This is a genomic window from Pseudomonas iranensis (assembly GCF_014268585.2).
GTDB lineage: Bacteria > Pseudomonadota > Gammaproteobacteria > Pseudomonadales > Pseudomonadaceae > Aquipseudomonas > Aquipseudomonas iranensis.
The window spans coordinates 5,460,656-5,474,750 of sequence record NZ_CP077092.1 but is presented as its reverse complement, the minus strand read 5'-3'; the positions used below and the strand labels follow the sequence as shown (position 1 = coordinate 5,474,750).

The 14,095-nt window shown below is 61.7% G+C and carries 13 protein-coding genes; 5 read left to right on the top strand and 8 right to left on the bottom strand.

The genetic code is table 11. The annotated features are described in order from the left end of the window. Position 1: 1 nt before the first annotated feature. The 4 genes from HU724_RS24670 to HU724_RS24655 all read right to left on the bottom strand — a co-directional run bounded on the left by HU724_RS24670 (position 2) and on the right by HU724_RS24655 (position 3,519). Complete coding sequence (locus HU724_RS24670) at positions 2-556, bottom strand: tetratricopeptide repeat protein (protein ID WP_016773046.1); 555 nt, start codon at positions 554-556, stop codon at positions 2-4. Positions 557-780: 224 nt separating this feature from the next. After that, positions 781-2,064, bottom strand: a complete 1,284-nt coding sequence (gene hemL, locus HU724_RS24665; RefSeq protein WP_186568854.1) for a glutamate-1-semialdehyde 2,1-aminomutase — start codon at positions 2,062-2,064, stop codon at positions 781-783. 15 nt (positions 2,065-2,079) lie between these two features. Next, positions 2,080-2,703 carry a thiamine phosphate synthase gene (gene thiE / locus HU724_RS24660; protein ID WP_186568855.1) on the bottom strand — a complete coding sequence of 208 codons (624 nt, stop codon included), beginning with the start codon at positions 2,701-2,703 and terminating at the stop codon, positions 2,080-2,082. An 18-nt stretch (positions 2,704-2,721) separates the two neighbouring features. Continuing rightward, entirely contained in the window at positions 2,722-3,519 is a 798-nt protein-coding gene (locus HU724_RS24655; RefSeq protein WP_007909650.1) for a hydroxymethylpyrimidine/phosphomethylpyrimidine kinase, read from the bottom strand. Between the two features lie 301 nt (positions 3,520-3,820). Between HU724_RS24655 and HU724_RS24650 the strand changes: the two genes are divergently transcribed. The 4 genes from HU724_RS24650 (at position 3,821) to HU724_RS24635 (ending at position 10,308) form a co-directional block, all read left to right on the top strand. Beyond that, positions 3,821-6,172, top strand: a complete 2,352-nt coding sequence (locus HU724_RS24650; RefSeq protein WP_186568856.1) for a hybrid sensor histidine kinase/response regulator — start codon at positions 3,821-3,823, stop codon at positions 6,170-6,172. A 95-nt stretch (positions 6,173-6,267) separates the two neighbouring features. Next, entirely contained in the window at positions 6,268-7,917 is a 1,650-nt protein-coding gene (locus tag HU724_RS24645; RefSeq protein ID WP_186568857.1) for an acyl-CoA dehydrogenase family protein, read from the top strand. Positions 7,918-8,100: 183 nt separating this feature from the next. After that, positions 8,101-9,600: an AMP nucleosidase gene (amn, locus tag HU724_RS24640; RefSeq protein ID WP_016773051.1), complete on the top strand. Its 1,500-nt coding sequence runs from the start codon at positions 8,101-8,103 to the stop codon at positions 9,598-9,600. 111 nt (positions 9,601-9,711) lie between these two features. Beyond that, positions 9,712-10,308 carry a pseudouridine synthase gene (locus HU724_RS24635; protein WP_186568874.1) on the top strand — a complete coding sequence of 199 codons (597 nt, stop codon included), beginning with the start codon at positions 9,712-9,714 and terminating at the stop codon, positions 10,306-10,308. Here HU724_RS24635 and HU724_RS24630 read toward each other — a convergent pair. Continuing rightward, positions 10,303-10,512 (bottom strand): DUF2788 domain-containing protein, encoded by a 210-nt coding sequence (locus tag HU724_RS24630; protein ID WP_016773053.1) that lies wholly within the window; start codon positions 10,510-10,512, stop codon positions 10,303-10,305. The genes HU724_RS24635 and HU724_RS24630 overlap by 6 nt on opposite strands. A 294-nt stretch (positions 10,513-10,806) precedes the next feature. Next, positions 10,807-11,286, bottom strand: coding sequence for an Lrp/AsnC family transcriptional regulator (locus tag HU724_RS24625; protein ID WP_007909658.1), 480 nt, complete (start codon positions 11,284-11,286; stop codon positions 10,807-10,809). A gap of 451 nt (positions 11,287-11,737) precedes the next feature. Between HU724_RS24625 and HU724_RS24620 the strand changes: the two genes are divergently transcribed. Continuing rightward, positions 11,738-12,673: a DUF6515 family protein gene (locus tag HU724_RS24620; RefSeq protein ID WP_186568858.1), complete on the top strand. Its 936-nt coding sequence runs from the start codon at positions 11,738-11,740 to the stop codon at positions 12,671-12,673. A gap of 34 nt (positions 12,674-12,707) precedes the next feature. Here HU724_RS24620 and HU724_RS24615 read toward each other — a convergent pair whose 3' ends face one another. Then, positions 12,708-13,616, bottom strand: a complete 909-nt coding sequence (locus tag HU724_RS24615) for a cation diffusion facilitator family transporter (protein WP_024014431.1) — start codon at positions 13,614-13,616, stop codon at positions 12,708-12,710. Between the two features lie 13 nt (positions 13,617-13,629). Continuing rightward, positions 13,630-14,064: a periplasmic Zn2+ metallochaperone PmcY gene (gene pmcY / locus HU724_RS24610; RefSeq protein ID WP_186568859.1), complete on the bottom strand. Its 435-nt coding sequence runs from the start codon at positions 14,062-14,064 to the stop codon at positions 13,630-13,632. Positions 14,065-14,095: the final 31 nt, after the last annotated feature.

Sequence of the window (14,095 nt, the reverse complement as noted above, 5' to 3'; positions counted from 1 at the left end):
TTTAGGGCAGTGGGGAGAATGGCGTGCGCCCGTCGGCGTTCTGCAGTTCCATCAGGTACTTGCGGAAAATCTGCCCGAGCACCTGAGTAGCGGTTTCGAGATCTTCGCGGGACATCTTTTCCGAGACTTCGTCAGCCGTGTCCAATGCCTCTTCGGCACCGTTGACCGCTGCCATCTTCAGCACGATGTAGGCCTGGATATTGTTGGCCTGCACGCCTTCACCGTGGAAGAACATGCTGCCGAGCTTGAATTGCGCCTGGGCGTGGCCTTGCAATGAGGCCTTTTCGAAATAGCTCAGGGCTTGATTGAGGTCGCGCGGCGCGTTCTTGCCGTCGTAGTAGAACTCACCCAACTCGTATTGCGCTTGCGCGTCCCCTTCGTCCGCCGCTTTCTGGCAGGCGGCCAGTGCCTGCGTGACGTCTTGCGGCTGAGTATTGAGGGTGCAACGACCCATCGCCGGGATCAACAACGAGTTGCCGCCTGCTTGTGCATGCGCGAGCAGGGGCTGAAGGAGCAACAGGCAGCCCAATGCAAGGGTGCGGCCGGTGCGGTTCATGGGAATCGACTTACCTCTGAAGGGCACGCGGACCCGTCGAGGGATCCAATAAGCGCGCATTATGAAATAAGCAGGGCCAACCTTACAAAGTCTTTACTCGTTTTTCTGCTGCGTGGGGAATATATCGCCCGATTCGGGCAGGATTTTCGCAGGCACGTCGGAAAAACCGGGCGGATGTAGGCGAAAGCTGACGCTGGCCATAGCCAACGTCAGCGGTACGGCGATTATTTCAATGCGGCGAAGGCGCGCTCGGCAGCGTCCAGCGTCAGTTGCAACTCGGCTTCGCCATGGGCGATCGAGGTGAAACCGGCTTCGAAAGCGCTCGGCGCCAGGTACACGCCACCTTCGAGCATCAGGTGGAAGAAGCGACCGAACATTGCTGCGTCGCTGGCCATCACGTCGTCGAAGGTGACGATGTCGTCGGCGCCGCTGAAGTACAGACCGAACATGCCGCCGGCCTGAGTGGTCACGAACGGGATGCCCGCAGCATCGGCACGCTGCTGCAGACCGTCGAGCATGCGCGCGGTGTAGTCGGTCAGTTCGGCGTGGAAGCCCGGGCGGCTGATCAGACGCAGGGTCGTCAGGCCGGCAGCCATCGCCAGCGGATTACCCGACAACGTACCGGCCTGATACACCGGGCCCAGTGGGGCGATGCGCTGCATGATCTCGCGTTTGCCACCGAAGCAGCCCACCGGCATACCGCCGCCGATGATCTTGCCGAACGTGGTCAGGTCCGGCGTCACGCCATAGTGCGCCTGGGCACCGCCGAGGGCGACGCGGAAACCGGTCATCACTTCGTCGAAAATCAGCACCACGCCGTGCTTGTCACACAATGAACGCAGGCCTTCGAGGAAGCCCGGCGCTGGCGGCACGCAGTTCATGTTGCCGGCGACCGGTTCGACGATGATGCACGCCACGTCCTCACCCACTTCAGCCAGCATCGTTTCAACCGCGTCGATGTCGTTGAACGGCAGGGTCAGGGTGTGTTTGGCGAACGCTGCCGGCACGCCGGCCGAGCTCGGTACGCCCTGGGTCAGAGCGCCGGAACCGGCCTTGACCAGCAGGCTGTCGGAGTGGCCGTGGTAGCAGCCTTCGAATTTGATGATGCTGTCGCGACCGGTGTAACCACGGGCCAGACGGATCGCGCTCATGGTCGCTTCGGTGCCGGAGCTGACCATGCGCACCATGTCCATCGACGGCACCAGCGAGCAGACCAGATCGGCCATCTCGGTTTCCATCGACGTCGGTGCACCGTAGGACAGGCCGTGTTGCAGCTGATTGCGCACCGCGTCGAGCACGTCCGGATGGCTGTGGCCAAGGATCATCGGCCCCCACGAACCCACGTAATCGACATAACGCTTGTCATCTTCGTCGGTGACGTAAGCGCCTTCGGCGTGTTTGAAGAACAGCGGGGTGCCGCCGACGCTCTTGAACGCGCGCACCGGCGAGTTGACGCCGCCGGGGATGTGTTTCTGAGCATTGGCAAACAGGGTTTCGGAACGAGACATGATCGGGCTCTCAAATCAGATTTTCAGAAGTTCGTTGAAGGCGCGGGCGCGGCGGGTCACTTCGGCGCTGCTCTCGGCGCCGAACAAACCGTGGATCACGGCGAGCAGATCGACACCGTGCTCGACCAGTGGCGCGGCGTTATCGAGGGTGATCCCGCCGATCGCGCAGATCGGCAAGTGCAGTGTGCGTTTGGCTTCGTCGAGCAAGTCGAGGCTGCAACTCGGCGCACCGGGTTTGGTGGTGGAATTGAAGAAGCGGCCGAAGGCGACATAGCTCGCACCTTCTTTGGCGGCTTGTTCGGCCAGAGCGATTTGCCCATGGCAGGTAGAACCGATGATGGCTTTCGAACCGAGCAGGGCGCGGGTCGGCGATAGCGGGCCGTCGGTCTGCCCGAGGTGCACGCCGACGTTGAGGCGTGCGGCCAGCTCGGCGTCATCGTTGATGATCAGTTGCGTCTTGTAGCGCTCGCACAGGTTGCGCAACGCCTCGGCCTCGCGCAGACGGCGGGCCTCGTCGCTGCTCTTGTCGCGGTATTGCAGCAGAGTGACGCCGCCCTCGAGCGCCGCCTCCACGTAAGACAGAAACTTGCCGGCCAGCAACTGGCTGTCGGTAATGGCATACAGGCCACGTAGTTTCATCGGGCAGACCTCGCGACGTTACGAGCAGAAATCCAGCGGCAGGCGACGCGGCACGAACTGGCCTTTGCCCAGTTGTTCGGCATCGCGCAAAGTCCGCCAGGTGTAATCCAGCGCACTGCGCACGGCACTGGCCAGGTGTTCGCCCTGAGCCAGGCGACCGGCGAGGGCGCTGGCCAGCGTACAACCGGAGCCGTGATAGCTGCCCGGCAGACGCTGGCAGATAAAGGTTTCGCGCAGGCCGTCGCGGCTGTACACGCGGTTGTGGATTTCAGTTTCGTCGCCATGGCCGCCGGTGATCAGCAGGTTTTTGACGAATGGCAGGAGTTTTTCCGCGCACTCGTCGGCCGTGCCTTCGGGCAGTTCGGCGAGGATGCGCGCTTCAGGAAGATTGGGCGTGGCAATGATCGACAGCGGCAGCAGACGCTCGCGCATCGCGTAGCCGACCTCGTCCTTGCCCAGGCGTCCGCCGCCGCCGGCACGCAGCACCGGGTCGCAGACCACTGGCAGGTGCGGGTGCGCCGAGAGCAGTTCGACGACCGTGTCGACCATCTCCAGCGAACCGAGCATGCCCAGTTTCACTGCGGCGACTTCGGAGTCGTTGAGCACGGCGTTGGCCTGGGCCAGTACCCACTCACGGTCGAGGACGCGGAAGTCAGTGACGTTGACGGTGTCTTGCACGGTCAGGGCGGTGACGGCCGGAGCCGCATGGCAACCCTGCGCGAGCAAGGCTTCGATATCTGCCTGCAAGCCGGCGCCACCACTGGGGTCGTGGCCGGAGAGACAGAGGACAACGGGGCGGGAGCTGTAGATATTCATGGTGCGCGAGCTTACCACCAAAGCTGATTTTGGGGTGTGGGTGGCAGAGCAAGATAAATGCAGGAGCTGCCGGAGGCTGCGATCTTTGACGTTCCTGACCATTCCAACAGCTCTATCTCGGTGCTTTGCCCTGGAACGCCCGTTCTAGAGCCGTTGTAGGAAAAATTTCCATGGTGCTCAATGGCCATCAACGGCTATGCTAGGCTGGATCCAAACAATCACAGGTAATACCGGTTTTACGTCTACTCAAAGGGAATGGGGGGCTTCCTGACACAACCGGACGAGCCACGCTGGGGCTTCAATGCGCTATTTGCTGATGTTGCTGTTCTGCTTGCCCCTTATGGCGAGCGCCGTCGAATTCGACGAATTCATCCAGAGCCTGCCACTGGGCCGATCGCTGCAAGTGTTCGAAGACCCGAGCGGTCAGGCGACGATTGCCGACGTCCGTGCGCAAGACGCCGCCGGCCAGTTCAAAGCTCACGACAAAGCCACGCTCAACGCCGGTTACTCGCGTTCGGCGTTCTGGCTGAAGATCGACCTGCATTACCGCCCGAGCAACCCGGCCGCCCAGCGCACCTGGCTGCTGGAGCTGGCGTATCCGCCGCTTGATCACCTCGATCTTTACTTGCCTGGCGCCAATGGCGAATACCGACTGGTGCGCCAGACCGGCGATGCCTTGCCCTTCGCCAGTCGCGAGATCCGCCAGAACAACTACCTGTTCGACCTGCCCTTCAAACCGGATCAACAGCAGACGCTGTACCTGCGACTGGCCAGCGAAGGCTCGATCCAGGCGCCGGTGACGTTGTGGTCGAGCACCGCGTACCTCGAAGATCAACCGGTGCGCCTGTATGTGCTCGGCATCATTTATGGCGTGCTGCTGGGGATGCTGGTCTACAACCTGTTCATCTACCTGAGCGTGCGCGACACCAGTTACCTCTATTACATCTTCTATATCGGCTCGTTCGGCCTCTATCAATTGTCGGTGAATGGCGCGGCGGTCGAGTATTTCTGGCCGGACAACCCATGGTGGGCCAACGCCGCGACGCCGTTCTTCATCGGTTGCGCCGGACTGTTCGGCAGCCAGTTCGCCCGCAGTTTCCTGCAGACCAAGACCCACAGCCCCTGGCTGGATCGTTTGCTGATCGGCCTGATTGCCTTCAGTGCACTGGTGATCGGTCTGTCGCTGATGACCAGTTACGCCTTGGCCCTGCGCCTGGCGACCACACTGGCGCTGACCTTCACCGTGGTGATCTTTGCCGCCGGGATTCTTGCCTGGTGGCGCGGCTTGCGCGTGGCGCGTTACTTCATCATCGCCTGGTCGGCGTTCCTGCTCGGCGGCATCGTCAATACGCTGATGGTGCTGGGCCTGCTGCCCAACGTATTCCTGACCATGTACGCCAGCCAGATCGGCTCGGCCATCGAGGTGGCGCTGCTGTCGCTGGCGCTGGCTGATCGCATCAACGCCATGCGCGAACAACAGGCGCAGACCTTGTTCGACGCCGGGCAGAAACTCGAAGTGCTCAACCAGCAACTGGCTCACAGCAACAAGCTCAAGGACGAATTCCTCGCGACGCTGACCCACGAATTGCGCACGCCGATGAATGGGGTGATCGGTTCGCTGGAGCTGATGCAGACCGTCGACCTCGATCCCGAGCTTGAGCAATATCAACAGACCGCCGCCGGTTCCGCCCGCGACATGATGCGCATGGTCAATGGCATCCTCACGCTCACTGAATTGCAGGCCGGCAAGCTCAAGGCGACGCCGGGCAGTTTCAGCCTGCGCGCAGTGGTCGAGGCGTTGCGCGTGCAGTTCGAAGGTAATGCAGCGAGCAAGTCGCTGGACTTCAAGGTCGAGGTGCTGCCGACCCTGCCGGATCGCTTGCTCGGCGACAGCGCGAAACTGGCGCAGTGCCTGGAATGCCTGCTGGACAATGCGATCAAGTTCACCCGCGTCGGCGGGCTGGCGTTGCGCGTTACCGGTCGGCCGTCGGCGGATGAGCGCATGGCGCTGTCGTTTGCGGTGATCGACACCGGTATCGGTTTCACTGATCTGGGCGAGGCGACCCTGTATCAGCGTTTCTTCCAGCTCGACGGTTCGATGACTCGCGAATACGGCGGCCTCGGTGTTGGTCTGGCGATCTGTCGGCAATTGGTCGAATTGCTCGGCGGCAAACTCACCCATCGCTCCGAGCCGGGACGCGGCAGCCGCTTCCAGCTCGATGTCGAATTCGAACTGCCGGTGATCGAAGCGCCTGCGGATCAGCCGCCCCGCGATTGCATTCGTGCGCCGCAGGACTGCACGGTGCTGCTGGTGGATGACAACAGCGTCAACCAACTGGTGATGCGTGGCATGTTGCTCAAGCTCGGTTTCCGCGTGCGCAGCGCGGATAACGGCGCCGCGGCGCTGGACTGCCTGCAACGGGAAAGCTTCGATGCGGTGCTGATCGATTGCCAGTTGCCCAACCACGAAGGCGCATCGCTGTGCTGCCAGATCCATGCATTGCCAGGCTGCGCGCATTTGCCAGTGTTCATGCTGGCGCTGGGTGCGGATCGCGAACAATGCGCCCCGGGCGCGCCTATCGACTATCTGCACAAACCGGTGAAATTCGAGGATCTGCAGGCTGCCTTGCAGCGCCGCGTGCTCAGTTGCTGATGGGGTAAAAGCGCCGCAAAAACGGCGCCTATGACACTTTGTTCAAAAAAGCACCAGTGCTTAACTGGTGCCATTGCTGAACACGGAGCGCCGTCATGAACCTGCATCAGTTCGCCGAAACCCACGAAGTCACCAATCAGCCGCCGTCGCTGGACGGCACCAACCTGTATCGCATCGACCTGCCGTTACAGGAGTGGTCGCGGCGTTTTGGTGCCGGTTGGGCCGAGTCGCGCATCGATGCCTATGGCGCACTGGCGGGTGGGCCTTTGATGGAGGCGGGGTTTCTCGCCAACCAGAACAAACCGCTGTTTGCCAGCCATGATCGCTACGGCCATCGCATCGATCTGGTCGAGTTTCACCCGGCTTACCACCAGCTGATGCGCACCGCGATCGAACATGGCCTGACCTCGCTGCCTTGGGCACACCCGCAGGACGGCGCGCATGTCGCCCGCGCTTCGATGACCTATCTGCACAGCCAGGCCGAGGCCGGCAGTGGTTGCCCGCTGACCATGACTTTCGCCAGCGTGCCGGCCCTGCGCTTGCAGCCGGAGCTGGCTGAGCAGTGGCTGCCGAAAGTCCTCGCCACCGAATACGATCCGCGCAACGTCGGCATGGCGCACAAGGCCGGCGTGACCATCGGCATGGCAATGACCGAGAAGCAGGGCGGCACCGACGTTCGCGCCAACACCACCAAGGCTTACCCGGTCGGCGCCAGCGGCCCGGGTCAGGCCTATGAACTGGTCGGGCACAAGTGGTTCTGCTCGGCGCCGATGTGCGACGCCTTCCTTACCTTGGCGCAAACCGACAAGGGCTTGAGTTGCTTTCTGCTGCCGCGCCATCGCCCGGATGACACGCGCAATCAGTTCTACATCCAGCGTCTGAAAAACAAACTCGGCAACCAGTCCAACGCCTCCAGCGAAGTGGAATTTCGTGGGGCGCTGGCGTGGATGATCGGCGAAGAAGGGCGCGGCGTGCCGACCATCATCGAAATGGTAGCGATGACCCGTTTCGATTGCATGGTCGGCTCCAGCTCGCTGATGCGCCAGGCGCTGACCCAGGCCAGCCATCACTGCGCGCACCGCAAGGTCGGCGGCAAATTGCTCAGCGAGCAGCCGCTGATGCAAAACGTAATCGCCGATCTTGCCCTGGAGAGCGAGGCCGCGTTGGCCCTGAGTCTGCGCATGGGCAAGGCGCTCGATCATCTGGATGATCGCCACGAAGCGCAATTCGCGCGGTTGGTGACGGCAGTGGGCAAATACTGGATCTGCAAGCGCGCGCCAGGAATGATCAACGAAGCCGCCGAATGCATGGGCGGTGCTGGATACGTCGAGGACAGCATCCTGCCGCGCCTGTACCGCGAAGCGCCGGTGAACTCGACGTGGGAAGGCTCGGGGAATGTGCAATGTCTGGATGTGCTGCGCGCATTGTCGAAGGAGCCGGGTGTGCTGGATGTGCTGTTCAGCGAATTGGGCGATGGCCATGGCGACAAGCGTCTGGCCGCGCACATTCAGCAGTTGCAGGCGCAGTTCAACGACACCAGTGACATTCAGTATCGGGCGCGGCAGTTGACCGAAGACATCGCCCTCGGATTGCAGGCCAAGCTTCTGTTGGAGGCGGGGAATTCAGCCGTAAGCGATGCTTTCATTGCCAGCCGTCTGAGCGGTGGCGGTCGCGTCTACGGCGCGTTACCGCGTGGGCTGGACGTCGAAGCGATCGTCGCCCGCTCGACTCCACAGCTTTTCTGACCCACCTCAAATCTCCCCCTGTGGGAGCGAGCCTGCTCGCGAAAGCGGTGTGTCAGTCGACATCTTTATTGGATGATCCACCGCATTCGCGAGCAGGCTCGCTCCCACAGGGGACATCATTGGTCTGCAGATTTAAGTGTCGCCACAACGCCACTGTTCCCGTGCGTCCACGATGCAGGCAAGATGAAGCTCTGCAAGTCAGAACACAGGAAGCTGATCGTGACCGAAGCGTTTATTGTCGTTCAAACCGCTGAACAAGCCGTGGATCGTCTGGCCGAGCTGCATGAGCGGGCCACCACTGCGCTGAATTCTGCTCTCAAGCGTTACCTCAAGGACCGCGTCGAGCCCGACGCCGAACAGCGTGCTCTGTTTCGTTATCCCGAACTGCGTCTGACCTACCACTGCCAGGGCGAAGTGCCGCAGACCACCCGCGCTTACGCCAAGGTGCAGTTGCCGGGCACTTACAGCGTCACCGTCACCCACCCGGCGGCGTTTCGCAAATACCTGCTCGAACAACTGACGCCGTTGATGCACGACTTCACCGTGACCGTCGAAGTCGGCGTCAGTCAGCAGAACATTCCGTATCCGTATGTGGTCGAGCAGGGCGATGAACTGGCCGGTTCCGGCGTCACTGCGGCGGTGCTGGCGCGGGTGTTCCCGAGTACCGACCTGTCCGCCGCCACCGATGGCATTGCCGACGGCCTCTACGACTGGGAAAACACCGATCCGCTGCCACTGGCGCTGTTCGACGCCGCGCGCGTGGATTTCTCGCTGCGCCGTCTGGTGCATTACACCGGCAGTGACTGGCGCCATGTGCAGCCGTGGATTCTGCTGACCAACTATCACCGCTACGTCGATCAGTTCATCGTTCATGGTCTGGAGCAGTTGCGCCGCGACCCGCGTTTCGTGCGCATGGTCCTGCCGGGCAACGTGATCATCGAGAAGAGCATGGACCACGGCGAAGCCTCGGCGATTGCCGCCGGTGTGGTCTGGCACCGTTACCAGATGCCGGCCTATCACCTGATCGCCAGCGATGGCCACGGCGTGACGCTGGTCAACATCGGTGTCGGCCCGTCCAACGCCAAGAACATCACCGATCACCTGGCCGTGCTGCGCCCGCATTGCTGGCTGATGATCGGCCACTGCGGCGGCCTGCGTCAGTCGCAGACCATCGGCGATTACGTGCTGGCCCACGCCTACATGCGCCGCGACGGCATTCTTGATCGTGTGGTGCCGCCGAATATTCCCATCCCGGCACTGGCCGAAGTGCAACTGGCGCTGCAACAGGCAGCGGCGAATGTCACCGGCGAGAAGGGCGACGACCTGAAGAAACGCCTGCGCACCGGCACGGTTCTGACCTATGACGACCGTAACTGGGAACTGCGTTGGGCTCAGGAACGGCCACTCATCAACTTGTCCCGCGCGGTGGCGGTGGACATGGAAAGCGGCACGATTGCAGCGCAAGGTTATCGCCTGCGTGTGCCTTACGGCACGTTGCTCTGCGTTTCGGACAAGCCGCTGCACAGCGAAATCAAACTGCCGGGCTCGGCCAACGCCTTCTATGAGCGCGCGGTCAGCCAGCATTTGAAAATCGGCATCGAAGCGGTGGATCTGCTGCGCACCGAACTCAACTCGCTGCACTCGCGCAAACTGCGCAGCTTTGACGAGCCGCCGTTCCGTTAACGGTTAGTCGTGGTCATTTGGCGGTCGGGGCACTAGCATTGTCTGCCCTGATCGCTAAATGTTCTGTCTCTTATGTCCCGTCCCCCGCGTCCACCTTCCCGCCGTCCCGGCATGAAGCCTCAGTCTTCTGCCCCGCGCCGTGTTGCCAAGGCACCACCGGCCGAGCCGAAACTGATCCTGTTCAACAAACCCTTCGATGTGCTGACGCAATTCAGCGACGGTGAAGGGCGGGCGACACTCAAGGATTACATCGATGTGCCAGGAATTTACCCGGCCGGACGTCTGGATCGCGACAGCGAAGGTTTGCTGCTGCTGACCAACGACGGCCAGTTGCAGGCGCGCATCGCCGATCCGAAACACAAACTGGCGAAGACCTATTGGGTGCAGGTGGAGGGCGAGCCGACGGCCGAGCAGTTGCAGCGCCTGCGCGATGGCGTCGAGTTGAATGACGGCATGACCCTGCCCGCCGAAGCGCGGCAACTGGCTGAGCCGCAGTTATGGCCGCGCAATCCGCCGGTACGCTTTCGCGCGACCATACCGACTTCATGGGTGGAACTGGTGATTCGCGAAGGGCGCAACCGTCAGGTGCGGCGCATGACGGCGGCGGTCGGGCTGCCGACTTTGCGTCTGGTGCGGGTAAGGATTGGCGACTGGACGATTGAAGGGCTGGATCAGGGCCAGTGGCGGGAAGTGCCGGCGCGCTTATAAGGCGCCGGATTCGATCAGGCCGATCACCACACTCTTGATGATGAACGCGGCCACGCCCAGGCCCAGCACGAAAAACAGAATGAACGAGCCGAACCGCCCGGCCTTGGACTTCTTTGCGAGATCCCAGACGATGAAACCCATGAAAATGATCAGGATGCTGACCAGACCGGTCATCATCCACTCTTCGAACAGTGCTGGATCCATTGGCGATCTCCGGCGCGGACAGGGCTGAAAGGGCGGCGGCGAGTATACGCCATGGTCGGTGGGGTGGCATTGATCTGGGTCTGATCCGCAATTGTTGCCCTCACCCTAACCCTCTCCCGGAGGGAGAGGGGACTGACCGAGGTGTCTGGCGTCTTACATCGACCTGAATATCGAGTCGATTATGGATTCACAACAGAACTTTCAGGTCGGCGTACTTCTAGAGCTTCTCTCGGTCGGCTCCCTCTCCCTCCGGGAGAGGGCTGGGCGGGCGGCGTTCCGATGAGGGGCTTTTGCTCAGCTACGCAAATGAGTCAGCGGCAGTTCGGTGCTATTGAGCACCTGATTCAGCACAAAACTCGACCGCACACTCGTAACCCCTTCAATCCGGGTCAGATGCCCCAGCAGCAATTTCTGGTAGTGATCCATATCCGGCACCACCACTTTCAACTGGTAGTCAGCATCCACTCCGGTCACCAGACTGCACTCCAGCACTTGCGGCAATGTGCGGATTGCCGCTTCGAAATTCTCGAAGCGTTCCGGCGTGTGCCGGTCCATGCCGATCAGCACGTACGCGGTCAGGCTCAAGCCGAGCATCTTGCGATCGAGCAGCGCCACCTGGCGCGAGATATAGCCATCGTCTTCCAGTTGCTTGACCCGGCGCGAGCAAGGCGAGGGCGACAGACCGATGCGTTCGGCCAGTTCCTGGTTGGAGATACGGGCGTCGCGCTGCAATTCCGCCAAAATACTCAGGTCGTACCGGTCGAGTTTGCTCATCAATCTGTCCTTGGTCGTAACTATTGCGGCGGATTATCTATCCAGGGTTAAAAATTGCGCAAGCAGTGTTTAATTGAGCAATTTTCGCAATCCTCTGTCGCGGCTTCAGGCCTATTCTTATCACCAGAATCACTGCTCGGTAACACAGTCCACGCGGCCCGCCCAATCAGGCCCGCCGCGGCCGCCACCCCCACCGGGGATGTGCCGGCCCCCGAGCTGCACACTGTCCAGAAGACGGCGTGAGGTGAGCCGACGTCAAAAGCGTCGAGCCAGGACGAAGTATCTCCAGAAGGGAGGCCGACGGGTCTCCCTTTTTTCTTGCCTGCGATTTCATCTTGGCGCCTCAATAAATAAGTCGTGCGACTGATAACCTGTTGGAGAACCCGGTGGGGCTGTTTCGAGTCTCAGCAACAAGCCCTGCCAACGACAGGCTCCCGCAGTGAGGAAAAGCATGAATTCGCGCATCTGGCGTCTGGCCGGTGTTGGTTTGCTCTGTGTGGGTGTCAGTGCGCAAGCGCTGGCCGATGAGCCGCAGAATCGCGGGCCGGGCAACGGGCCGCAGAACGACGGGATCATCCGTGGCGACAACACCCGTCAGTTCGAGCACAACGGCCAGCCGCACAACAATGACGGTCAATGGCAGAACCGCAACCGTGCCGATGATCGTCCAGAACCGCCTCGCCAGCCGGGCAACAACCTGCCGATCCAGCCGCGACCCGACGCCGTCCACCAGACTCAGGAGCCGCGTCAGGGTTACTACCGCGACGAGCGCCCGCAGAACGGTTACCACAATCAGCAATGGCAGACGCGGCCGCGTCCCGATGACAACCGCTGGCCGGGACGGCCGAACGGTCATGGCAATGGCTGGGGTCCTGGCCCGCAGTATCGTCCGGGGCATGTGATCGACCGCTTCCCGGATCGTGATTACCGTGTGCCGTATCGCGGTCAGGATTACTTCTATTCCGGCGGCTACTGGTATCGCCCGCAAGGCCCGCGCTACATCGTCGTGCAACCACCGCGCGGGATCCGCATCCAGTATTTGCCGGATTTCGCCCGTGAAGTGTGGATCGGCGGCTCGCTGCTGTTCCTCGCCGCCGGCTCGTATTACGCCTTTCAAGAGGCGACGCAGGATTACGTGGTGGTCGAGCCGCCGCTGCAGCAACCGCCGCAACCGCAAGCTCAGGGCTATGACGTCGAAGCCTACCCGGCCAACGGCCAGTCACCGCAGCAGGTGCAGCAGGACGGTTACCAGTGCTCTCAGTACGCTGTGCAGCAAAGCGGTTTCGACCCGCGCACCGCGACTTATCAACCCGCGCCCGAGGTGGTTCAGGCCTATCGCCAGGCGCAGGGCAACTGCCTGAGCAGTCGCGGTTATCAGGTCAGATAGGGGCAGCTACAAGCTGCAAGCTGCAAGCTGCAAGCTACAAGCTTGAAGCTAGAGGCTTGTCGCTTGTGGCTGCTTTTACAGGATCGGCGTGGACCAGTACCTCGGCTCTGGGATAAGCCTTGTGTATTGCCGCCGCTGCTTGATCGCTGATGCCATGGGCGACTGACAGGGTCAGTTCGCCCGGCAGTTCCAGGTGCAATTGCACGAACCAGTGGTTGCCGGAGATCCGCGTGCGCAGGTCATGTGCACCGAGCACCCCCGGCACGCTGCACGCCAGTTCGAGCATGTGCTGGCTGACATCGGTCGGCAGTTCCTCGTCCATCAGCACCGAAAAACTTTCCCGGGCGATCTGGATCGCGCTCCAGAAGATGTACGCGGCGATGCCCAGGCCGAACCACGCGTCCAGTTGCGCAAAACCCATCCCGGCCAACACCAGCGCGATGAGGATGCTGCCGTTGAGCAGCAGGTCCGAACGGTAATGCAGTGAGTCGGCGCGTACGGCGTTGGAGCCGGTCTGCTTGATCACCCGATGCTGCAACATCAGCAGTGCGGCCGTCAGCAGCAGGGAAAACACGATCACACCAATGCTCAACCACGGCGCGCCAAGCGGTTCCGGCGTCTGCAAGCGTTGGTAGGCCTGAAACGCGATCAGCACCGCGCTGCCACCGATGAACAACGCCTGCGCCATGCCCGCCAGCGATTCGGCTTTGCCGTGGCCATAACGGTGATCGTCATCCGCCGGGCGCAAGGCGTAATGCACCGCCAGCAGATTGAGCATCGACGTCACGCCATCCAGCGCCGAGTCGGTGAGGCCGGCGAGCATGCTCACCGATCCGCTGAGCCACCAGGCAATCGCCTTGGCGACGATCAGCGTGCACGCGACCGCCACCGAGGCGCGGGTCGCCAGCCGCAGCAGGCGTGCGTGTTCGGGGCTGGAGGTCATTGAACGTCCTTATTCAAGCAGCGGGTTGCAGGCCGAACATCGCCAGTTGCTGAGTGCTGCCCTTGTGCTGGATCAGGCGCGGATCATCCAGCGCCTTATTTATTTCAACGGCAGCTCGGCCCAGTTCGCTCTCGAGAATTGCCTGCAACTTGTGATTGTCGACCTGTCCATCCGGGCCGATGGCTTGCTTGAGCTTGGCCGGATCGATCTGTGCGGTGTGGCCCGGTTCGAAATAGATCGCCCCGGTGGCGAAGTCGACGGCAAACGCGATCAGCCCGGGAATGATGTAGAACAGCAGGCCGACGGCATCGAGCACGGCAATCGCCGGGTCGATCTTGCCGTCGATCTGGCCACGGCGGTCCGGGTAGAAAATCGAACCGCACGCAGTGATCTGCGTGAGCAGGGTGGCGACCAGAACACCGCCGATCAGGCGAAAAGGTAAGCGCATGAGAAAATCTCCTGATTCATCTAAGAACGAA

Bases quoted from the DNA above. Each gene is read 5' to 3' on its own strand.
- thiE (WP_186568855.1), bottom strand. From the start codon at position 2,703: ATGAAACTACGTGGCCTGTATGCCATTACCGACAGCCAGTTGCTGGCC.
- HU724_RS24650 (WP_186568856.1), top strand. From the start codon at position 3,821: ATGCGCTATTTGCTGATGTTGCTGTTCTGCTTGCCCCTTATGGCGAGC.
- HU724_RS24670 (WP_016773046.1), bottom strand. From the start codon at position 556: ATGAACCGCACCGGCCGCACCCTTGCATTGGGCTGCCTGTTGCTCCTT.
- HU724_RS24615 (WP_024014431.1), bottom strand. From the start codon at position 13,616: ATGACCTCCAGCCCCGAACACGCACGCCTGCTGCGGCTGGCGACCCGC.
- hemL (WP_186568854.1), bottom strand. From the start codon at position 2,064: ATGTCTCGTTCCGAAACCCTGTTTGCCAATGCTCAGAAACACATCCCC.
- HU724_RS24625 (WP_007909658.1), bottom strand. From the start codon at position 11,286: ATGAGCAAACTCGACCGGTACGACCTGAGTATTTTGGCGGAATTGCAG.
- amn (WP_016773051.1), top strand. From the start codon at position 8,101: ATGAAGCTCTGCAAGTCAGAACACAGGAAGCTGATCGTGACCGAAGCG.
- HU724_RS24620 (WP_186568858.1), top strand. From the start codon at position 11,738: ATGAATTCGCGCATCTGGCGTCTGGCCGGTGTTGGTTTGCTCTGTGTG.
- HU724_RS24630 (WP_016773053.1), bottom strand. From the start codon at position 10,512: ATGGATCCAGCACTGTTCGAAGAGTGGATGATGACCGGTCTGGTCAGC.
- HU724_RS24635 (WP_186568874.1), top strand. From the start codon at position 9,712: ATGAAGCCTCAGTCTTCTGCCCCGCGCCGTGTTGCCAAGGCACCACCG.
- pmcY (WP_186568859.1), bottom strand. From the start codon at position 14,064: ATGCGCTTACCTTTTCGCCTGATCGGCGGTGTTCTGGTCGCCACCCTG.
- HU724_RS24655 (WP_007909650.1), bottom strand. From the start codon at position 3,519: ATGAATATCTACAGCTCCCGCCCCGTTGTCCTCTGTCTCTCCGGCCAC.
- HU724_RS24645 (WP_186568857.1), top strand. From the start codon at position 6,268: ATGAACCTGCATCAGTTCGCCGAAACCCACGAAGTCACCAATCAGCCG.